General features: G+C 67.2%; 18 protein-coding genes and 1 other RNA gene. 12 read left to right on the plus strand and 7 right to left on the minus strand.

Annotation, left to right across the window (positions count from 1 at the left end):
• Positions 1-9 precede the first annotated feature (9 nt).
• The 3 genes from GGD82_RS06975 (at position 10) to GGD82_RS06985 (ending at position 4,685) form a co-directional block, all read left to right on the plus strand.
• Complete coding sequence (locus GGD82_RS06975) at positions 10-1,008, plus strand: ABC transporter permease (RefSeq protein WP_150062063.1); 999 nt, start codon at positions 10-12, stop codon at positions 1,006-1,008.
• Positions 1,005-2,198 carry an ABC transporter permease gene (locus tag GGD82_RS06980; RefSeq protein ID WP_150062064.1) on the plus strand — a complete coding sequence of 398 codons (1,194 nt, stop codon included), beginning with the start codon at positions 1,005-1,007 and terminating at the stop codon, positions 2,196-2,198. The genes GGD82_RS06975 and GGD82_RS06980 overlap by 4 nt, the downstream gene beginning before the upstream one ends.
• Before the next feature lie 183 nt (positions 2,199-2,381).
• A complete protein-coding gene (locus GGD82_RS06985) occupies positions 2,382-4,685 on the plus strand; it encodes a sensor histidine kinase (RefSeq protein ID WP_150062065.1) in 2,304 nt (767 codons plus the stop codon).
• 44 nt (positions 4,686-4,729) lie between these two features.
• On the opposite strand, the gene GGD82_RS06990 is transcribed toward GGD82_RS06985, so the two are convergent.
• On the minus strand, positions 4,730-5,128 hold the full coding sequence (locus tag GGD82_RS06990; protein ID WP_211364750.1) for a YrhK family protein: 399 nt from the start codon (positions 5,126-5,128) through the stop codon (positions 4,730-4,732).
• A gap of 188 nt (positions 5,129-5,316) precedes the next feature.
• On the opposite strand from GGD82_RS06990, the gene pgi reads away from it, so the two are divergent.
• The 4 genes from pgi (at position 5,317) to GGD82_RS07010 (ending at position 10,152) form a co-directional block, all read left to right on the plus strand.
• Positions 5,317-7,008 (plus strand): glucose-6-phosphate isomerase, encoded by a 1,692-nt coding sequence (gene pgi, locus GGD82_RS06995; protein WP_150062066.1) that lies wholly within the window; start codon positions 5,317-5,319, stop codon positions 7,006-7,008.
• The gene (gene mutL / locus GGD82_RS07000; RefSeq protein WP_150062067.1) at positions 7,005-8,942 is read left to right on the plus strand and encodes a DNA mismatch repair endonuclease MutL; all 1,938 of its coding nucleotides are present in this window, start codon (positions 7,005-7,007) and stop codon (positions 8,940-8,942) included. The genes pgi and mutL overlap by 4 nt, the downstream gene beginning before the upstream one ends.
• A gap of 149 nt (positions 8,943-9,091) precedes the next feature.
• On the plus strand, positions 9,092-9,658 hold the full coding sequence (locus tag GGD82_RS07005; RefSeq protein WP_150062068.1) for a hypothetical protein: 567 nt from the start codon (positions 9,092-9,094) through the stop codon (positions 9,656-9,658).
• Positions 9,658-10,152 carry a hypothetical protein gene (locus GGD82_RS07010; protein ID WP_150062069.1) on the plus strand — a complete coding sequence of 165 codons (495 nt, stop codon included), beginning with the start codon at positions 9,658-9,660 and terminating at the stop codon, positions 10,150-10,152. The genes GGD82_RS07005 and GGD82_RS07010 overlap by 1 nt, the downstream gene beginning before the upstream one ends.
• A 65-nt stretch (positions 10,153-10,217) precedes the next feature.
• Here the strand turns inward: GGD82_RS07010 and GGD82_RS07015 are convergent, their stop codons facing one another.
• The 3 genes from GGD82_RS07015 to ssrA all read right to left on the minus strand — a co-directional run bounded on the left by GGD82_RS07015 (position 10,218) and on the right by ssrA (position 12,976).
• Positions 10,218-11,828 (minus strand): fumarate hydratase, encoded by a 1,611-nt coding sequence (locus GGD82_RS07015; protein ID WP_150062070.1) that lies wholly within the window; start codon positions 11,826-11,828, stop codon positions 10,218-10,220.
• A 117-nt stretch (positions 11,829-11,945) separates the two neighbouring features.
• On the minus strand, positions 11,946-12,494 hold the full coding sequence (locus GGD82_RS07020; RefSeq protein WP_246163820.1) for an SspB family protein: 549 nt from the start codon (positions 12,492-12,494) through the stop codon (positions 11,946-11,948).
• A 105-nt stretch (positions 12,495-12,599) separates the two neighbouring features.
• Positions 12,600-12,976: a transfer-messenger RNA gene (ssrA, locus tag GGD82_RS07025) on the minus strand.
• Between the two features lie 278 nt (positions 12,977-13,254).
• On the opposite strand from ssrA, the gene GGD82_RS07030 reads away from it, so the two are divergent.
• Together GGD82_RS07030 and GGD82_RS07035 are read left to right on the plus strand one after the other, a co-directional pair.
• Positions 13,255-13,911 carry an MlaC/ttg2D family ABC transporter substrate-binding protein gene (locus GGD82_RS07030; protein WP_150062071.1) on the plus strand — a complete coding sequence of 219 codons (657 nt, stop codon included), beginning with the start codon at positions 13,255-13,257 and terminating at the stop codon, positions 13,909-13,911.
• Between the two features lie 170 nt (positions 13,912-14,081).
• Positions 14,082-14,408 (plus strand): hypothetical protein, encoded by a 327-nt coding sequence (locus GGD82_RS07035; RefSeq protein WP_150062072.1) that lies wholly within the window; start codon positions 14,082-14,084, stop codon positions 14,406-14,408.
• A 210-nt stretch (positions 14,409-14,618) separates the two neighbouring features.
• On the opposite strand, the gene GGD82_RS07040 is transcribed toward GGD82_RS07035, so the two are convergent.
• Positions 14,619-15,032 (minus strand): MarR family transcriptional regulator, encoded by a 414-nt coding sequence (locus GGD82_RS07040; RefSeq protein ID WP_260178339.1) that lies wholly within the window; start codon positions 15,030-15,032, stop codon positions 14,619-14,621.
• A gap of 527 nt (positions 15,033-15,559) precedes the next feature.
• Between GGD82_RS07040 and GGD82_RS07045 the strand changes: the two genes are divergently transcribed.
• From GGD82_RS07045 to GGD82_RS07055, 3 genes are all read left to right on the plus strand, one after another.
• A complete protein-coding gene (locus GGD82_RS07045; protein WP_150062074.1) occupies positions 15,560-16,147 on the plus strand; it encodes a HupE/UreJ family protein in 588 nt (195 codons plus the stop codon).
• 154 nt (positions 16,148-16,301) lie between these two features.
• Positions 16,302-17,078 carry a MotE family protein gene (locus GGD82_RS07050; protein ID WP_150062075.1) on the plus strand — a complete coding sequence of 259 codons (777 nt, stop codon included), beginning with the start codon at positions 16,302-16,304 and terminating at the stop codon, positions 17,076-17,078.
• Between the two features lie 147 nt (positions 17,079-17,225).
• Positions 17,226-17,615 (plus strand): response regulator, encoded by a 390-nt coding sequence (locus GGD82_RS07055; RefSeq protein ID WP_150062076.1) that lies wholly within the window; start codon positions 17,226-17,228, stop codon positions 17,613-17,615.
• A gap of 213 nt (positions 17,616-17,828) precedes the next feature.
• Here the strand turns inward: GGD82_RS07055 and GGD82_RS07060 are convergent, their stop codons facing one another.
• Both GGD82_RS07060 and cobT read right to left on the minus strand, forming a co-directional pair.
• On the minus strand, positions 17,829-18,770 hold the full coding sequence (locus GGD82_RS07060; RefSeq protein WP_150062077.1) for a DMT family transporter: 942 nt from the start codon (positions 18,768-18,770) through the stop codon (positions 17,829-17,831).
• Complete coding sequence (gene cobT / locus GGD82_RS07065) at positions 18,767-19,804, minus strand: nicotinate-nucleotide--dimethylbenzimidazole phosphoribosyltransferase (protein WP_150062078.1); 1,038 nt, start codon at positions 19,802-19,804, stop codon at positions 18,767-18,769. The genes GGD82_RS07060 and cobT overlap by 4 nt, the downstream gene beginning before the upstream one ends.
• Positions 19,805-19,842 lie beyond the last annotated feature (38 nt).

A 19,842-nucleotide genomic window follows, 5' to 3' on the forward strand; every position in this document is an offset into this window, starting at 1 on the left:
AAGTCCGCCGTGGGACCCTATCTGATCCGACGCCTCGGTCTGATGGTGCTGACGCTGACCGTCACCAGCGTGCTGGTGTTCGTGATTATCCAGCTTCCGCCTGGCGACTATCTGACGACGTATATTGAAGAACTGCGGGCGCAGGGCGAGATGGTGCCGCAGGAGCGCATCGACTATATGCGGGAGCAGTATGGTCTCGACAAGACTCTGGTGCAGCAGTATTTTGTGTGGGCCGGTGGTCTTTTGGTGGGCGATCTGGGATATTCATTCGAACACGACGTTCCGGTCGAAGCGTTAATAGGAGACGTTTTCATATTAACGCTGGTGGTCAATGCCGCCACTGTCCTGTTCGTGTATATCGTCGCCTTCCCGATCGGCTTGTATACCGCCACGCACCGCTATTCGATTGGGGACTACGGCCTGACGTTCATCGGGTTCCTTGGACTTGCGACGCCGAACTTCCTGCTGGCGCTGATCCTGCTGTACCTCGCCAACCGCTGGTTCGGCACCTCCATTGGGGGGCTGATGGACCCGTCCTACCTCGACGCGCCGTGGGGCGTGGGCAAGGTTCTGTCGGTTATCGAGCACCTGTGGGTGCCGGTGGTGGTGATCGGGACCGCCGGCACCGCCGCCATGATCCGCCGGTTGCGGGCCAACCTGCTGGACGAGTTGAACCGACCGTACGTGACCACCGGGCGCGCCAAGGGGCTGCCGCCCACCCGCCTGCTGGTCAAATACCCCCTCCGCATGGCGCTGAACCCGTTCGTCGCGGACATCGGCAACCTGCTGCCGCAACTCGTGTCGGGCTCGGTGATCGTCTCGGCGATTATGAGCCTGCCGACCACGGGACCACTTTTGCTGCGGGCGTTGGCCGCGCAGGACTACTACGTGGCGGGGGCCATGCTCATGTTTCTGGCCCTGCTGACGGTGGTGGGGCAGTTCGTGTCCGACGTGCTGCTGGCGGTCCTGGACCCCCGCATCCGTCTGGGCGGGGGACTGGCGAAATGAGCGAGGCCAATCCGCCCATTGTGCACGCGCTGGATCCCGACCGCCCGGATCGCCACTTTGTCTGCCCGGAACCGTTCGATCCGGCCGCCGAGGAGGTGCTGCCGCCGGCGCGCCAGCGCGAGATGATGGCGGGCTATTGGCGTCTGGTCTGGTGGAAGCTGCGCCGCCACAAGCTGGCGGTGGGCAGCGGGGTGGTGCTGATCCTGCTCTATCTGGTCGTGGCGTTCGCCGAGGTGTTGGCGCCCTATCCCCTGGGCAGTCGCGACACCGATCATATCTATGCGCCGCCGCAGTCGGTGCACCTGTTCCACGATGGTGCGTTCATCGGGCCGTATGTGTATCCGCTGGACTACACGCTCGACATGGTTCGGCTGAAACGCGAATACGCCCCGGACACGACGCGGCCGCAGCCTCTGCGGTTTTTCTGCGCCGGGCTGCCGTATCGGTTTTGGGGTCTGTTCGAGGCCAATGTGCATCTTGTCTGTCCACCGGAGGGCGGCACGCTGTTCCTGCTCGGCACCGACCGGCTGGGACAGGACATGGCGTCGCGGCTGATGCATGGCACGCGGGTGTCGATGACCGTGGGGCTGATCGGCATTGCCATCAGCTTCGTGATCGGCGTGACGCTGGGCGGCATGGCGGGCTACTTCGGCGGCTGGGTGGACGCCGTCGTACAGCGTATGATCGAAATTCTCCGCTCGCTGCCCGAGTTGCCCTTGTGGATGGCCCTGTCCGCCGCCGTGCCGGTGACCTGGAGCCCGATCGTCGTGTTTTTCTGCATCACCCTGATCCTGGGTCTGATCGACTGGCCGGGGTTGGCCCGGGCGGTGCGCTCCAAGCTGCTTGCGCTGCGCGAGGAAGACTATGTCACCGCGGCCCAGCTGATCGGCGCGCGGCCGGCCCGCATCATCGGGCGCCATTTGCTGCCGAACTTCTCCAGCCATCTGATCGCCTCGGTCACGCTGTCGATTCCGGGCATGATCCTGGGCGAGACGGCGCTGTCCTTCCTGGGCCTGGGGTTGCGGCCTCCGGTGACGAGTTGGGGTGTGATGCTGACCGAAGCCCAGAACATCGAGGCCGTGGTCCTCTATCCCTGGCTGATGACGCCGATGCTGGCCGTGATGGTGGCGGTTCTGGCGTTCAATTTCCTGGGCGATGGCCTGCGCGACGCCGCCGACCCCTACGATTAATTGGTCTGTTTCGAGTGGTTTTCGCGTATTTGGATCGCATGCGCTATTGCGTCTGCAGGCGGTTGTGTCACCCTGGGTATAGTCGGGGTTGGGGTGCCGGTGCGACCCCTTGCGTCCGCAAGGTGACCGGGACCGTGCGAACAGGGCGCGTGTCCGTGTCACCGCAGGGAGGGCGGCGGCAGGATGTTGGACATCCAGACGCTCCTCATTGTCGCCGTGCTGGCCGCTCTGATCCTGGCCTGGAGCATGGGCATCCTGTTCCGGCGCCCGCCGTGGCCGCCGGAGGCCGGGTATTGGAGCGCCGCGGGGCTCTTGATTGCCGCCGGCGCCGGCTTGATCGCGGCCCGGAACCATGCCCCCGACACCCTGTCCATCGTGGTGGCCAATCTGGCTATTATCGGCGGGGAGACGGGGTTTCTGGCCGGGGTGGAGGTGTACTGCGGTCGGCGGCCGGGGGTCTGGCTGCCCGCCATTGTCTTGATGAGCACATTGGCGGGGCTGCTCGCCTTTACCTTCGGATCGTTCGACACCGACGCGCGGATCGTCGTGGTGTCTGTGGCGCAGGCCGTGATGTGCGGGGCCGTGGCATGGTTCCTGATCCGGTATGTCGTACGGCGGCCCGGGCATCATGCGCTGGACGGCATCGCGGCGCTGCCGTTCGCGCTGCACGCCGTCGCTTCGGTCGGCCGGGCGATCGCGACGGTTCTGTATGACCATGAGGTGGGCCCGTTCTTGCAGGCCGGACCGATCCAGGCCGCTGCGCTGCTGGAGGCGATCGCCTTTCTGACGCTGGTGACGGTGGCGCTGAATTTTCTCATTATCAGTCGGGAGCGGGCGCGGGCCGAGGACGTGATCTGGGCCACCGGTGCCGGCACCTGGGATTGGTCAATCGCGCGGGACGTCGTGCGGGTCAACGCGCGCTGGGCGGAGATGCTCGGCTTCACCCGGGCGGAGCTGGATCCCGTGACGGGGCGGCAGTGGCGGTCCCGGATTCATCCCGCCGATCTTGCGCGCGTGGAGCGCCACGTCCGCGACCATCTCGAGGGGCAGACGCCTATCTACGAGGTTGAGGCCCGGTTGCAACACAAGGACGGTCACTATATCTGGGTGCGGCACGGGGGCCGCGTGGTCGAATGGGACGCCGACGGCACCGCCCTGCGCATGACGGGCACCCATACGGATGTGACCGCGGGCGTGGCCCGGGCCCAGGAGATCCAGGCGCAACGCAACCTGTTGGCGAAGCTGGCGCGCCAGATCCCGGGGGTCATCTATCAGGTTGTCCTGGGGCCCGACGGCGTCCTGCGCTTCCCCTACGCGAGCGATGGCCTGCAGGACGTGTTCGGCCTCAGTCCGGACGCGGTCGAGGACGATGGGGCCATGGTGTTCGACCGGCTGCAGCGCGAGGATCGCGCGCGTGTGCTCGACGAACTGCGCCACTCCGCGCGCACCCTGGAGACGTGGCGGTCGGAGTTCCGGGTGATCGGGCCCGAGGGGGCGCTCTCCTGGTACGAGGGCCATGCGACACCGGAGAGCCTGCCGGACGGTGGGGTGCTCTGGCATGGACTGATCACCACCATCGACGCGCGGATCCGAAAGCGTCAGGCGTTGGAACGCTACGCCCGGGATCTCGAATACGCGCACCAGCAACTGGAAGATCAGGCGGCCGCCCTGAGCGATCTCGCCGCGACCCACGCCGCCACCAGTGAGCTCCTGTCCCGGGAGGTGGCGACCAAGAACCGCTTCTTCGGCATTGTCGCGCATGATCTGCGCAGTCCGCTGACCGCGCTGCTGGGCCTGACCGATCTGCTGGTGCAGGGCGCAGAGACCAAACCAGCGGCCGAGTTGCGGGCCTTCGCCCAGCACATCCACGACAGCACCCGCAACCTGTACACCCTGCTGGAACAGCTTCTCGACTGGGCGCGCCTTCAAATGGGATCGACCGCCCCCCGCGCGCGCGATGTTCCCTTGGCGCCCCTGGTGACGCAGGCCCTGTTGCCGGCCCGCGCCGCCGCGACGGCCAAGGGGATCGGCCTGGAGGTCAACGTTCCTGCCGACCTCGCGGCGCACGTGGATGCCGATATGCTCCATGCCGTGCTGCGCAACCTGATGTCGAACGCGATCAAGTTCACGCCGACGGGCGGACGGATCTGGATCACCGCGGGCGTCGCGCCCGATCGCGACACCATCTGGCTCGCCGTGAACGACACGGGCGTGGGGCTGGATCCCGCCGCGACTCCCGACCTGTTCAATGTGGCCGTCAAGACCACCACCCCAGGCACGGGCGGCGAGAAGGGGACCGGGCTGGGCCTGCCTTTGTGCGCCGAGATGATCCGGCTGAACGGCGGCACCATCACGGCGGAGCCGGGCGCGGACGGGATCGGCGCCACCGTGCGGGTGACGCTGCCGGCGGGCCAGGATGCGGGCCAGGACGAGGGTGTCCACGGCGGCGCGACCCCATCGGGGGACTCCGTTGCCGCGTCGATGTGAGGCATCGATGTGATGCGTCGGGGCGGGGCTCCGGGCGCGGCGCGCTACATCCGCAGGGTGCGGGCGCGCGGCGTAAACCGGGCCAGCTTGGACCGGGCTTCGTCCGACAGGGCCCGTTCGAGGGAGCGGCGGGTGCGCCCGTCGTGCAGCATGTGCACCAGCCGGACCGTGGGCTTCGCCATGAACAGCACGCTGCCGATCACGAACAACCAGATCGCCGGAGTTTCCGTGGCGGGCCAGAAAAACAGCACGCTGCCGACGGTGAACGTCAGGCCGGCCAGGAAGTCGACCAGCAGGTGAACCAGGGCGTACAGGTCGTGAAGCTCTTGCAGGCGGTCGCGCGCGGCATCCATCTGCGCGTCGCGCCGCCGCTCCAGCGGGTTCATGTCGGCGCTGTGAGAGACGGACGACGTATGCGTGGCGGTGCTGTGCGAGGGGGCCATCGTCTCTCTCTCTGTGCTGTGTCCGGCGTGTGTTGCCCTGCGATCTGGTTGCGCGACCCAGGCCCTGTCAAGCACGCCCGGTCCGCTCCACCCGGTTCCCTCATGCGGCGAGACCGGCTAGACTGCCGTCGATATCGCCTCCCCTGAACACACCGTTTCGCCCCATCCTCTCGCCGCCTGGAGGTCCCATGGCCCGCGCGCGCACTCCCGCCGCCCCGTCCAACGCTGCGTCGTTCCCCACCGCCCCGACCGGCACACCCGCATGGGAGGCTCTGGCCGCCCATCGCGACGCCCTGGCCGGGACGACCATGCGCGCGCTGTTCGAGGCCGATCCGGACCGGTTCCAGCGCTTCTCGCTGCGGTTCGGTGATCTGCTGCTCGACTACGCCAAGAACCGCATCACCGACGAGACCATGGGTCTGCTCCGGGATCTGGCCGCCGAGACCGGGGTCGAGGCCAAGCGCGATGCCATGTTCGCCGGGCAGGCCATCAACAGCACCGAGGGCCGCGCCGTGCTGCATGTGGCGCTGCGCAACCGCTCCAACCGGGCTATCCTGGTGGACGGCGCCGACGTGATGCCGGAGGTCAATCGCGTGCTCGAGCAGATGCGCGTCTTCTCCGACGCCGTGCGCGACGGCACCTGGACCGGCGCCACCGGCAAGGCGGTCACCGACGTGGTCAACATCGGCATCGGCGGTTCCGACCTGGGGCCGGTGATGGTGGCGGAGGGCTTGAAGCCCTATTGGCACGCCCGCATCCGGCCGCATTTCGTCTCCAACGTCGACGGCACGCATATGGCGGAGACGTTGCGCGGCCTGAACCCGGAGACGACGCTGTTCCTGATCGCCTCGAAGACCTTCACGACGCAGGAGACGCTGACCAACGCGCACACGGCGCGGGCGTGGCTGACGGCGGCGTTGGGCGAGGCCGCGGTGGCCAAGCACTTCGCGGCCCTGTCCACGAATGCCGAGGCCGTGTCGGCATTCGGCATCGATACCGCGAACATGTTCGCCTTCTGGGACTGGGTCGGCGGCCGCTATTCCCTGTGGTCGGCCATCGGGCTGCCGATCGTCCTCGCCATCGGGTTCGAGCGCTTCACCGAGCTGCTCGACGGCGCCCATGCCATGGATGAGCACTTCCGCACCGCGCCCTTGGCGGAGAACATGCCGGCGATTCTCGGCCTGCTGGGGGTGTGGTACGGCAACTTCCACGGCGCCGCCGCCCACGCCCTGCTGCCCTACGACCAGTACCTGCACCGCTTCGCCGCCCACTTCCAGCAGGTGGACATGGAGAGCAACGGCAAGCGCGTGACGCTCGACGGCACCCCGGTGCCCTGCGACACCGGGCCGGTGATCTTCGGCGAGCCGGGCACCAACGGCCAGCACAGCTTCTACCAGCTCATCCACCAGGGCACGCGGCTGATCCCCTGCGACTTCATCGCGCCGGCCATCAGCCACAACCCGATGGGCGAACATCACCGCATCCTGCTGTCGAACTTCTTCGCCCAGACCGAGGCCCTGATGAAGGGCAAGACCGAGGACGAGGCCCGCGCCGAGCTGGAAGGGCAGGGCAAGAGCGCCGAGGAGATCGACGCCCTGCTGCCGCACAAGGTGTTCCCGGGCGACCGGCCGACGAACTCGATCCTGGTCAAGCGCGTCGATCCGTACACCCTGGGCATGCTGGTGGCGCTGTACGAGCACAAGGTGTTCGTCCAGGGCGCCGTCTGGGGCGTAAACAGCTTCGACCAGTGGGGCGTGGAACTGGGCAAGCAGCTCGCCAAGGCCATTCTGCCGGAACTGAAGGGCGATGGAGGCGTTATGAGTCATGACGCTTCCACCAATGGCCTGATCAACGCATACAAGGAGCTGCGGAACTCGTGACCCCGTCCCTACGGGCGATTCGCCCGCTTCCCGCCACGCTGGTCAACCGCATCGCGGCCGGCGAGGTGGTGGAGCGGCCGGCCAGCGCGGTCAAGGAGCTGGTCGAAAACGCCATCGATGCCGGCGCGACACGGGTGGATGTGACCCTGTCGGCCGGCGGCAAGGCGCTCATCGTGGTGGTGGACGACGGCCGGGGCATGGGCCCGGACGATCTGTCCCTCGCCGTCGAGCGCCATTGCACCAGCAAGCTCGCCGACGATGCCGACCTGACCGATATCCGCACCCTGGGCTTCCGGGGCGAGGCGCTGCCCTCCATCGGTTCCGTGGCGCGGCTGACGCTGACCAGCCGCCCGCCCGGCGCGGAGGAGGCGTGGCGCATCGCCGTGGAGTCCGGCACTGTGGGCGCGGTCGAACCCGCCGCCCACCCGCCGGGCACGCGGGTGGAGGTGCGCGATCTGTTCCACGCCACGCCGGCCCGGCTGAAATTCCTGAAGGCCGACCGCACCGAGCAGGGCCACGCCGTCGACATCGTCAAGCGGCTCGCCATGGCGCATCCGGAGGTCGCCTTCACCCTGTCGGACGGGACGCGGACGCTGGTGAAGGCGCCGGCCCTGACCGGTGGTCTGCTGGACGATCCTCACGCGGCCCGGCGGGAGCGTCTGGGCGCCATCCTCAGCCGCGACTTCGCCGAGAACTGCGTGACGGTGGATGTGGAGCGGGAGGGCGCCCGCCTGACCGGGCATGCCGGTCTGCCGACGTTCCACAAGGCCACGGCGCAGGACCAGTTCCTGTTCGTCAACGGCCGCCCGGTGCGCGACCGCCTGCTGCACGGCGCGGTGCGCGGCGCCTATCAGGATTTCCTGGCGCGCGACCGGCATCCCGTGCTGGCCCTGTATCTGGACCTCGACCCGGCGGCCGTGGACGTCAACGTGCATCCGGCCAAGACCGAAGTGCGGTTCCGCGATGCTGCCCTGGTGCGCGGCCTGATCGTGTCCGGTATCCGCCACGCGCTGGCGGGGGCGGGGCATCGGGCGAGCACCACCGTGGCGGCTGGTGTGCTCGGCCGGGCGCGGCCGGAGGGCGTGGCGGAGGCGCCGACCCCGTCCGGCCTGGCGACCGGATTGGCGCCGCGCGGGGCGTCCGGTGACGCGCCGCGCCTGGCTTTGGGCGGCGGAGCGTGGCGCGGCGGGGTGCGGCCGTCGGTTCAGGAGCGCGAGACGGCGCGGGCGTGGCAGGCGCCATCCGCAGATGGGGCGTCCGGTGAGTCGTACGCGGGCGAGGCGGGGTTTGCCGAGGCGTCCGGCGGTGTGCCGCATCCGGCGCCCGAGAGCGCACACCAGGCGGATGAACCCGACCTGCCGTTGGGGCGGGCGCGGGCGCAGGTCCACACCACCTATATCGTCGCCGAAACGGCCGATGGGCTGGTGATCGTCGACCAGCACGCCGCCCATGAACGGCTCGTGTACGAGCGCATGAAGACCGCACTGGCTGATGGTGGCATCGCCCGCCAAGGCCTGCTGCTGCCCGAAGTCGTCGAGCTGGACGAGACCGCCGCCGCCCGGCTGGTGAAACGCTCGACCGAGTTTGCTGACCTGGGGCTGGTGATCGAGGGCTTCGGTCCCGGCGCCGTGGTGGTGCGGGAGGTGCCGGCGTTGCTCGGCCGGGTCGATGTCGCCGCCCTGGTGCGCGATCTGGCCGACGAACTGGCCGAGTGGGGTCAGACCCTGGCGCTCAAGGACCGCTTGGCCGATGTGTGCGGCACCATGGCCTGCCACGGCTCAGTGCGGGCCGGGCGGCGCCTGAACGAGGCCGAGATGGACGCCCTGCTGCGCCAGATGGAGGCCACGCCCCATTCTGGCCAGTGCAACCACGGCCGCCCGACCTACGTTGAACTGCGGCTGGCGGATATCGAAAAGCTGTTCGGACGGCGGTAGGGGGCGGTCGTAGGGGGCTGCCGCGACGCACATGCGTTGCCTTGCGGCGCCCACGCCGGAGCGGGCCGATGGATGTGTTAAAGGGTGCGTGCGGAGGTAAAAATCCCTATAAATAGAAGAAGGGGCTCCGTCGTGACGGAGGCCGTCTGGTGTCCGGAGGCGTGCAACCACGCGGAAGGGGGCAGGGTATGTGGACAGCGGCGCTCATCAAAAAATACCATGACGGAACCAAGGCCTATATTGAGGATAACTTTGTTAAGACAAAGGTAAAGGTCGATTGCGCGGACCTTGCGTTGTCCTACCTCGTGGATTTCGCACACGAGAATTCGCTACCCATCACCATAAAGTACTACGCGTCCAAGAAGTGGCAGAAGTACCAAATAAAGGCTAAGCAAAAAGATATCGCGAATGCGAAATCATATGTAAATATTAATTTTGGTGCCTTGAACGTTATTGACAATACAAAGCCGATTGCGGTCTCTGAGGCCAAGCCGGGCGATCTTATTATGAGCAAATGGGCCGGGGGTGGTGGGCACACCCGGGTTATTATCGAGATCAAGACGGGCAAGACGGACGGTGATGCCTCCGTGACCTTCTATCAGGGCAATCTTCCGGCCGCGATTCCCATCAAGAAGACGGAAACCCTGAAGGATATCGATTTCGGGGAAGTGACCGACAAACGCCCGCGTCGCTGGCGGTTTGAGGCGTTTACCTGATGGGGGCGTGGGGACACAGGCGGATCCCGTGGGCGCAGGTGCGCGGTGCGGCGGCGGCGCTTCTGGTCTCCATTGCCGTGTTCGGCTGCGATGACCTTGAGGCCGCGGATCTGACCGCGTGCTTGACGGCGGCGTACGGCGCCGAGGCCGTCGTCCGGCTGGACGACGTGAACACGCGGGTGTTTTTGGTCTGGCCAGAGGATCGGCCGCTCGAGACGCCGGATGTCGTGGCCTTTTTGCGCCAGGCCGAGACCTGCCTGGGCGCCGACCCGGATTGGGCCGGCGCGTACAGCATCAGCCTGTTCGCCAAGCGTAAGTTTGCCGGCTACAAGACGGAGCCCGAGATGCGGCCGTTTGTGAAGGCCGGCGCATGGCCCGCGGCCTATCTTGCGGAGTTCGACCGGGCGGCGGGTACCTTGCGCTATTATCCGGCGCGAACTCCGGCGCAGGGCGGGCGGTTGGTGGACCTGTCCCAGACCCTGGCGGACTGGTGACCGCCCGGTGATCGCCCGGCGGGCGGCCCTTCCGGGCCAACCCGCCAAAAGCCGGACCTTTCTCCCTAAAGCTGGCGGAAGAAGTCGTTGCCCTTGTCGTCGACGATGATGAAGGCCGGGAAATCCTCCACCTCGATGCGCCAGACGGCTTCCATGCCGAGTTCGGGGTATTCCAGCACCTCGACCTTGCGGATGCTGTTCAGCGCCAAGCCAGCGGCCGCGCCGCCGACGGAGCCCAGATAGAACCCGCCGTGCGCCGCACAGGCGTCGGTGACGGCCTGGGAGCGATTGCCCTTGGCGATCATCACCATGGAGCCGCCGGCGGCCTGGAACTGGTCGACGTAGGCGTCCATGCGCCCGGCCGTGGTGGGGCCGAACGAACCCGACGCCATGCCCTCGGGCGTCTTGGCCGGGCCGGCGTAGTACACCGGGTGGTTCTTGATGTAGTCGGGCAGGCCCTGGCCGGCGTCCAGCCGCTCCTTCAGCTTGGCGTGGGCGATGTCGCGGGCGACGATCATCGGGCCGGTCAGGCTGACGCGGGTCTTGATCGGGTACTGGCTCAGGGTCTTGCGGATCTCGGCCATCGGCTGGTTCAGGTCGATGGAAACCACGTCACCGGACAGCTTCTCCGCCTTGATGTCCGGCATGTATTTGGCCGGGTCGGCCTCCAGCTGCTCCAGGAACACACCGTCGCGGGTGATCTTGCCCAGCGCCTGACGGTCGGCGGAGCAGGACACGCCGATGCCCACGGGGCAGGAGGCGCCATGGCGCGGCAGCCGCACCACGCGCACGTCGTGACAGAAGTACTTGCCGCCGAACTGGGCGCCGATGTTCAGGCGCTGGGTCATCTCCAGCACCGCCTGCTCCAGCTCCGTATCGCGGAAGGCGTGGCCGTGGTCGCCGCCGCCGGTCGGCAGCCCGTCCAGGTACTTGGCGGAGGCCAGCTTGACCGTCTTCAGGTTGGCCTCGGCCGAGGTGCCGCCGATCACGATGGACAGGTGATAGGGCGGGCAGGCGGCCGTGCCGAGCGTCTTCACGTGCTCTTCCAGGAAGGCCATCAGGCTCTTCGGGTTCAGCAGCGCCTTGGTCTGCTGGTACAGGAAGGTCTTGTTGGCCGAGCCGCCGCCCTTGGCCATGAACAGGAATTTGTAGGCGTCGCCCTCGGTGGCGTAGAGGTCGATCTGCGCCGGCAGATTGTTGCCGGTGTTGACCTCGTCATACATGGTGCGCGGCGACATCTGCGAATAGCGCAGGTTCAGCTTGGTGTAGGCGTTGCCGACACCTTCCGACAGCGCCAGGGCGTCGTCGGCGTCGGTGATGACGCGCTGGCCCTTCTTGCCCAGGATGATCGCCGTGCCGGTGTCCTGGCACATGGGCAGCGCCATGCCGGCCGAGATGTTGGCGTTCTTCAGCAACTCCAGTGCCACGAAGCGGTCGTTCGCCGACGCCTCCGGGTCGTCCATGATGCGGCGAAGCTGCGCCAGATGACCGGGCCGCAGCAGGTGGGAGATGTCGCGGAACGCCTCTTCCGCCAACAGGGTCAGCGCCGCCGGATCGACCACCAGGATGTCGCGGCCCTGGAAGGACTCGACTGAGACGAAATCACCGGTCAGCTTGCGATACGGCGTGTGGTCCGCGGCAACGGGGAACACCTCGGCGAAAGCGGCATCGAGCATCGGACTCTCCGAACGGGCATGGCTCGCGCCCGACGGGTCATGGTCGGCGCGGCGATTTTGGTTTTTTGAACGCGGCCCACGGGGAACGATGAGCGAACGATAAACGGGCGCGCGCGGTTACTTTTTGCGGAAGGCGTCGAGGGCGATCACGTTGGCGCCCTCACTGTCACCGTCGCCCTCGGCGCTGTCGGACCCTCCGGCCGCGCCGCGGCGATCATCATTGGTCTCGCCCTCGCCCATCAGCGCATCCCAGTCCGCGCCGGCGTCGTCGTCCAGATCGTCGAGGTCGCTGTCGGTGCTCAGGTCGGTCTGGAACTGTAGGCCGAAGCTAGCGTGCGGATCCGCGAAGGCGGTGACGGCGGAGAAGGGCACCCGCAGACGTTCCCGCTTGCGGTTAAAGCTAAGGGTCACCTCCAGCGCGTCATCGAACACCCGCAGATCCCAGAATTGGTTCTGGAGCACGATCGTCATGTCCTGCGGATGCTGAGCGCGCAGGCGGTCAGGTATCACCACGCCGGGTCGCGTCGTTTCGAAGGTGATGTAGAAGTGGTGCTCCCCGGGCAGTCCGCCCTGGGCCTCGACCACGCGCAATGCATCCCGCAGGACGCCGCGCAGCGCGGACTCGACCATTCGATCATATTGAAAGGAGGTCACTTTCTCGGTCACGTCGCAGATCCCGTGTGTCAAACGCGGAGCGGCCGGGCGCAGCCCGCCAGGGCCCCACCGGACCGGGCGGCCCTGGGTCCCGGTCGGTCATCCGCCCGGGACGGAAATGGGGGGCTTCTGTTGCCAGGTGCCCCCCGGACCCCGCCCGAACGTGCTACCGCCCGGGGCTTAAATCGGTTACCGGCACCGCATTACGCGGCGACAGCTTCCGGAGCATAGTTGTCGTTGGCAACTATTGCGTTTGGCCCGATAACGGTGGTGCCATGCCGAACGCAACCTGCTTCTTTACCACGCGTGTCGATCCTGTTTCGCCCCCAGATCGGCGGGATTCGGGGCCGGTTCCGAATCCCGTCCCACCAGAATGGTGGAGGCGCCGGGTACTGCCCCCGGGTCCACTACGCTTATTCCAAACAGGGTTTAGCGTCATAGCCGGCGAACCGGCAGCTCTGAATATAGGACGGTGTGTCCCGCGATGCAAACGGCGCGGTCGCGCGCGGCCGGGACTCACCCCGGGGCAACTCCGGGGTCAAAACGAGGCGCAACCGGAACGGGGTGCAAAGTGCGTTGGGTCGGCGCCCGATCCATGCTAGCGATACCGGGTCCCGGTCGGCATGCGCGCCGCACCGGACCCAGATCATGCCGTGGGACAGATCAGGCGTGCCGGTCCGGGGCCCGCGACCGCCACGACGTCCGATCTTGCACGGCGGCCAAACGGGGCCCGGGACCCGCCCTCCGGGCCCGTCATCAAGGGACTGCTGCCATGACATCTCTCGCTTATATGCCCCGCCTCGCGGCGGTGGTGCGGACCGTTCTTCTGCTCGCGCTGTTCGCGGTGCCCGCCTTGTCGGCCACCGGGGCGCGGGCGGACACGTTGCCGTCCGAGCCGGACGCCTTCATCAAAGCGGTGGCCGACCGTGCGATCGACGAGATCCTGACCCCCGACATTTCCACAGAAGAGCGTATCGCAAAGTTCGAAAGCCTTCTGGAAGACGCCTTCGATCTGGAGGCTGTGGGCCGTTTCGTGGTCGGTCGCGCCTGGCGGTCGGCATCCGAGGCGGAGAAGACTCGTTTCATTGAGCTGTTCAAGCAGTTCAACGTCTTCAACTGGGGCTCCCGGTTTGACGAGTATGGCGGCCAGCGTTTGGAGGTCAGCAACGTTCTTCCGGATTCCGACAAGGGCTATTTCATCGAAACGCGGATCGGCAGCCGGGATGGCAACCCGTTCGTGGTGACCTGGCGGGTGCGCAAGCGCGATGTCGGTCTGCGCATCGTCGATATCTCGGTGGAAGGTATCTGGATGTCCCAGACGTGGCGCTCCGAATATGCCTCTGTCCTGAAGGACACGGGAAGCCTGAGCGGCCTGAACGAGGTTCTCGAAGACCGCGTTGCCGACCTGAAAGCGAAATCGGAACTGTAGCGCGCACGGCGCCACGCGCGGCGCGCGACCGCGTCGTGCGTTGACTGGCGCGAAGCCGCGCCCCATGTCGCGGATGTGGGGCGCGGATCAGGGCCCGCGAGCCGGCGGCGGTCGGCGCGTGGTCCCGCGCGCCGCCGTGCCACCCGGAGCTAAGACCGGAGGTTGCGGTCATGCCTGCGACACCAAAGGGACCGTACGGACGTGGCAACAGCGCGATGAACACCGCGAGTCTCTTGCGGCTCGGTCTGTTCGGGGCGTTCGCGCTTTTGGTTGCCTCGACGATGCCGCCGACGCTTATGCTGGCGACGTTTCAGTCCCTGGTGTGGATCGGAGCGATCGTTTCCGCCCTGGTGGCCGCGTTTCGGGGAGAGGCCCTTCAGGCGCCCCACCTGACGCGCTGGGATGAGGCTGCGGTGCTGATGGCCGCCAGCCTGTTGATGGGGGCGTTCGTGGACCACAAGGCGGTGATGCAGAACGCCGAGGCCTTACGCGGTTGATACGGCGGCCCGCGGCTCGTGCGGATGGGCGTGTTACGATCCACGCATCGAGCCGGGCTTCCGTGGCTCCGGCTTGAGACGCCTAAGACCCTGCTCCGGCCAAACGAAGGGCGGAGGGGCTGGATGGCCAGACTTCGGGGCAGGCCCGAACGGACCGCCGGGCGGAACGCGGTCGCGTCCGCTCAGCGTCCGGGCGTCTGGTCCTTTGGATCAGGCGATCACCATGTCCAGATCGAGATTCGGCACCGACGTGCTCTCGGTGTCTGGCGTGTGAGCGACCTCGGCGGCCTCAATGACCAGCGCGGCGTGCGCATTCAGGAAGGCCTGTCCGTCGGGCGTACGCTGCACGAGCACGCTGCGGCGATCAGTCGTGTCCACTTCCCGCGTCAGCAGGCCGTACTTGCTGAGCCGGTCCAAGGCCCGCGTGATGGCGGGCTTTGAAATCTCCAGGGTTCGCGCCAAGCCGCGCACGGTGTGCGGCGGCGCGGTCTGGTACACCGTCAGAAGAACCGCCATCTGCCGCGAGGACAGATCCGGCGTATCGCGGCGGACACCTTCGACGGTTGCGACCCGCCAGAGATTCAGCGCCTGATCGGCGGTCATTGTCTTTGAGGAGAAACCCATTCCAAAATCCAAGCCTTCGAGACATTCGGGGCCGACGTCACTCCCAAGTATTACGATGCCTTATGCCCATTGCACAGACTGCCAAACGACATAATCCTTTTCAACTATAGGAGTATTCGTTGGGGAACGTGGCACCTAAGGGAGTATTCATTGGCGGGGACCGGCACTCAGGACACCGACACCGGCGACGGATAGAGACGCGAGACTATGGCGAACCGGAAATGATCCGGCATTGATAAGAATCAACGCCTGCCATCGACACGCAGCCCGTTTTCGACCATCGTGACCGTCTGTGGCTCGAACCGCTTCGGCACGACAGCGCGCCGCCGCCCTGCGCCCCCTCGGACGACCCGATGCCGGACTACAGCCGGGAAGTCAACACGCCAATTGCGGTCTTCGCGCGACGTGATGTAAAAATCGGGACACAATACGCGCGCCGGCTGTTATACCTTAAGATGCAATCCCTTTGGTTGTCATTTCAAGGGGCCGGCACGCCTATCAACACCATACGTTCGGAGGATAATGCCATGCGTCGGATCTCCCTTGCTCTCGCGGCGATTCTTTTTGCCACGCCGGCGTTCGCTCACACCGGCGTGGGGGCCACATCGGGCTTGGCGCATGGCGCCCTGCACCCGATCGGGGGCCTGGATCATGTCCTCGCCATGGTGGCGGTCGGTTTGTTCGCCTGGCGGTTGGGCGGGCGCGCCCTCTGGTTGGTGCCGCTGGCGTTCGTGGCTATGATGGCGGTGGGCGGGGCCCTGGGGGTCTTTGGCGTGCCGGTGCCGTATGTCGAGACGGGAATCGCCCTGTCCGTCGTTGTGATCGGGGCGATGGTCGCGCTGGGCGGCGGCCTCCCGTTGGGCGTTGCGGCGGCGGTGGTCGGGATCTTCGCCGTGTTCCACGGCCATGCGCATGGCTCCGAGATGCCAGAGACCCTGTCAGGTGCGGCCTACGGCCTCGGGTTCATGGCGGCGACGGCGTTTCTCCATGGCGTGGGGATCCTGGCCGGGGCGGGCGTGACGACCGTCGCGAAACAGCCCGGTGCGGCGATGGTGCGTGCCGGTGGCGCGGCGACCTCGGTGGCCGGTCTGGCGCTGCTCGGCGGGGTGCTGTAGTCGGGGCCAGCGCGGCGCCGTTGGGCATTTCTTAAGAGATTTCCGCTCTACTCATCGGACGGCGCGCCGGGCCGGTCCCGGGTTCGGGGCCTCTGGTCCCAGGACTCCGAGACCCCGGGCGCCCTCCACCGAACGATGAGACAGGCAGGCGGGCATGGCGAAAGGGCGCAGGCGAGCGAAAGCATCGGCCGCGGCGTCGCCCCGGGTCGGGGTGCTGCATCTGGTGATCGTCGCCGGGGTTCTGATGCTGTCCGTCCGCATCGGTACGCTGTACGAGGATCTGAACGGGTGGGTCGGGACCATCGAGGTCGGTCGCACCCAGGCCCTCGCTGTGGAGACGGCGGCGGGCGCCGAGGAGGCCACGCCCGCCCGGGCTGGACCCGAGGCCGAACCCGCGTCGCCCTCGGGCGATCCCGGTCCGGCACCGGCCAGCGGTGCGCCGGACATGGCCTCCCAGGCAGCGACCGGTCTCACCCCACCCGGGTTTACCCAATCCGAGATCAATCTGCTTCAACGGCTTGCGGAACGGCGCGAGGAGCTCGACGCCATGGAACGCGAGCTGCGGAATCGCGCCGCGCTGTTGCAGGCGGCCGAGCAGCGCATCGAGACCCGGATTTCGGAACTGAAGGATCTGGAGACCGTCATTCAGGGTCTGCTCGCCGAACATTCGGCCCAGGAGCAGGCGCGGATCGACCAGCTTGTCAGCATCTACGCGACGATGAAGCCAAAAGATGCGGCACGCATCTTCAATGATCTCGACATGCCGATCCTTCTGCGCGTGATCGAGACGATGAAGGAACGCAGTGCCGCCGCCATTATGGCGCAGATGACGCCCGAACGGGCCAAGGAAGTCACCACCGAACTCGCGCGCCGCCGGTCTTTGCCGGGATCGGATCCGATGATGGACGACCAGGCGGCCGCGATCCGGTAAGGTTGAAGCGGATGAAAGGGGGCACCGCTCCGAGACCGCCGTCACGAATTGGGGTCTTGCGCCGCCCCTCCGCCTTCATTTAACTAGCCGTCAGGCCCACGAAGGCGATATATCGGGTGGGCGCAGCGCTCGTGAGTGGGGAGAACAATGGCCGTCGACATGAACATGAACGTCCTGATCGTGGACGACTATAAGACGATGCTTCGCATCATCCGGAACCTGCTGCGCCAGCTCGGATTCAACAACATTGACGAAGCCATGGACGGCAGCCAGGCCCTCCAGCAACTCCGGTCCGGTACGGACTACGGCTTGATTATCTCGGACTGGAACATGGAGCCGATGACCGGGCTCCAGCTTCTCCGGGAAGTCCGTGCCGACGCCAAGTTGAAAAGCACGCCGTTCATTATGGTGACGGCCGAGTCCAAATCCGAGAACGTGATTGCGGCCAAGGAGGCCGGCGTCTCGAACTACATCGTCAAGCCGTTCAATGCGGAGACGCTGAAGTCGAAGATGGTCAGCGTTCTCGGCGACTTCTGATCCCGTCGCACGGTCTGCTCGTCCGGGCTGACTCTCCCCTGCCGTCGATTCGCGCCCGCGCCCTTTCCAGGGGCGGGCGCGGTGCCGCTTGGGGACCCGGCGGGCGGCCGAAGCGGCCGTGCGACCAACAGCCTCGGACCAAACGCCCCCAAACCGAGAGCCGGATGCGGCGCCCGTTCTCGGCGTGGGGATCCGGCTGGGACTCGGGACCGGTCACCCGCCGCCTTTCCGTTTCTGTCCGCGCGCGGCCAGCCACAGGCCCGACACGATCAGCGCCAGCCCCAGGCCATGCGTCCACAGCAGGCGTTCGCCCAGGAAGGCCACGGACATCAGGCCGCCTACCAGCGGCAGCAGATACATGAACTGCCCCGCCACGTTGGCCCCGACCATCGCCACCCCCCGGTTGAAGCAGGCATAGGCCAGGATGGACGGGAAGAGCGTGACATAGCCGATGGCGCCGAATGTGGTCATGTCCAGCGGCAGCGTGCGCCCTCCCACCAGCATTTCCCACAGGTACAGCGGGACCAGGAAGGTGGCGCCGGTCAGGAAGCTGACGGCCAGGAAGACGGAGGCGGAGATCGGCGGGCGCAGCCGCAGCAGCGTCGTGTATCCGGCGTAGCAGCCGACCGCCCCCAGCACCCAGACGTCCCCGACGTTCCACTCCAGCGCCAGCAGTGCCATCGGGTCGCCCCGGCTGATGACCGCCGCGGCACCGGACAGCGAGACCAGCAGGCCCGCCATCTGCAGGCGTGTGACCCGCTCCCGGAACAGGGCGAAGCCCCACAGGATGATGAGCACCGGCATGGCGGTCTGCATCAGCAGGGCGTTGATCGCCTGCGTGTCCTGAAGGCCGATGTACAGGAACGTGTTGAAGATCGTGATGCCCAGGATGGACAGCAGCACAACGATGCGCCAGTGGCGGCGCACGATGGGCCATTCCTCGCGCACCTTCGGCCACGCGAAGGCGAGCACGATCAGGCCCGCCAGCGTCCAGCGCCAGAACGCCATGCCGATCGGCGGGACGTGGCCGCTGACCGCCCGTCCCACGATGGCGTTGCCCGACCAGAATGAAATGGTCAGGAACAACAGGAGATAAGGCCACTCGCCGATGCGGGCGAGCGGCCCCCATCCAGAGGCGTGGCCGCCGCGCCTCACGAGGCCTCGCTGGCGGACACGCCGGCTTCGGCAAAGGTGGCCATGCCGGTGTGGCAGGCGAGGGCGCTGCGCAGCGGCCCGAGCGCCACCAGCGCGCCGCTGCCTTCGCCCAGCCGCATGCCCAGATCGAGCAGCGGGCGCTTGCCCAGGGTCTCGAGCAGGCGCCGGTGGCCCGGCTCCACGGAGGCATGGGCGGCCATGGCGTGATCCAGCCCGTCCGGGGTCATCGCCTGCCACACCGCCGCGCTGGCGGAGCAGATGAAGCCGTCCAGCAGAACCGGCACGCGGGCGAGACGGGCGGCGAGCACGCCGCCGGCCATCGCGGCCAGTTCGCGGCCGCCGACGCGGCGCAGGGCTTCCAGCGGGTCCGCCAGCGCGGCACCGTGGAACGCCTTGGCGGCATCGACCGCTGCGCGTTTGCGGGCGAACCCGGCATCGTCGATGCCGGTGCCGCGTCCGACCCAATCCTCGGCCGTGCCGCCGAACAGGGCCAGTGCCAGCGCGGCGGCGGCGGTGGTGTTGCCGATGCCCATTTCGCCGACGATCAGGGCGTCAACGTCCGTCAGGTCCAGGGTCAGCCCGGCGTTGAGGGCATCCAGCACCTCGGCCTCGGTCATGGCGGCGTCGGTGTCGAACGGCTGGGTGGGGCGGTCCAGCTCCAGCTCGATCACGTCCAGCTCGGCGCCCCCGGCCTTGCAGAGCTGATTCACGGCGGCGCCGTCGTTGCGGAAGTTCTGCACCATCTGAACCGTCACCTCGGGCGGAAACGCGGAGACGCCCTTGGCCGCGATGCCGTGGTTACCGGCGAAGATGACGCAGCGCACCCGCTCCAGCCGGGGCGGATGCCGGCCCTGCCATGTGGCCAGCCACGCCGCGATCTCCTCCAGGCGCCCTAGCGAGCCGGCCGGTTTGGTCAGGGTCGGTTCACGGGCCTCGGCGGCGGCGCGGGCGGCAGTGTCGGGGCCGGGCAGGGTGCGGACGAGGGCGCGGATGGCGTCGAGGGAGGCAAGCGGAGCAAGCGGCGTGGCGGACATGGACACTTCCTATGGAGGGTTCCGGCTATGGAGGGTTC

Origin of the sequence: Roseospira marina (assembly GCF_014197855.1) — a bacterium.
Lineage (GTDB): Bacteria > Pseudomonadota > Alphaproteobacteria > Rhodospirillales > Rhodospirillaceae > Rhodospira > Rhodospira marina.

Coding starts and splice junctions, on each gene's coding strand:
- GGD82_RS07050 (WP_150062075.1), top strand. CDS start 16,302: ATGGCGAAAGGGCGCAGGCGAGCGAAAGCATCGGCCGCGGCGTCGCCC.
- GGD82_RS06980 (WP_150062064.1), top strand. CDS start 1,005: ATGAGCGAGGCCAATCCGCCCATTGTGCACGCGCTGGATCCCGACCGC.
- GGD82_RS06990 (WP_211364750.1), bottom strand. CDS start 5,128: ATGGCCCCCTCGCACAGCACCGCCACGCATACGTCGTCCGTCTCTCAC.
- GGD82_RS06985 (WP_150062065.1), top strand. CDS start 2,382: ATGTTGGACATCCAGACGCTCCTCATTGTCGCCGTGCTGGCCGCTCTG.
- GGD82_RS07030 (WP_150062071.1), top strand. CDS start 13,255: ATGACATCTCTCGCTTATATGCCCCGCCTCGCGGCGGTGGTGCGGACC.
- GGD82_RS07010 (WP_150062069.1), top strand. CDS start 9,658: ATGGGGGCGTGGGGACACAGGCGGATCCCGTGGGCGCAGGTGCGCGGT.
- GGD82_RS07035 (WP_150062072.1), top strand. CDS start 14,082: ATGCCTGCGACACCAAAGGGACCGTACGGACGTGGCAACAGCGCGATG.
- GGD82_RS07015 (WP_150062070.1), bottom strand. CDS start 11,828: ATGCTCGATGCCGCTTTCGCCGAGGTGTTCCCCGTTGCCGCGGACCAC.
- cobT (WP_150062078.1), bottom strand. CDS start 19,804: ATGTCCGCCACGCCGCTTGCTCCGCTTGCCTCCCTCGACGCCATCCGC.
- pgi (WP_150062066.1), top strand. CDS start 5,317: ATGGCCCGCGCGCGCACTCCCGCCGCCCCGTCCAACGCTGCGTCGTTC.
- GGD82_RS07040 (WP_260178339.1), bottom strand. CDS start 15,032: ATGGGTTTCTCCTCAAAGACAATGACCGCCGATCAGGCGCTGAATCTC.
- GGD82_RS07055 (WP_150062076.1), top strand. CDS start 17,226: ATGGCCGTCGACATGAACATGAACGTCCTGATCGTGGACGACTATAAG.
- GGD82_RS07045 (WP_150062074.1), top strand. CDS start 15,560: ATGCGTCGGATCTCCCTTGCTCTCGCGGCGATTCTTTTTGCCACGCCG.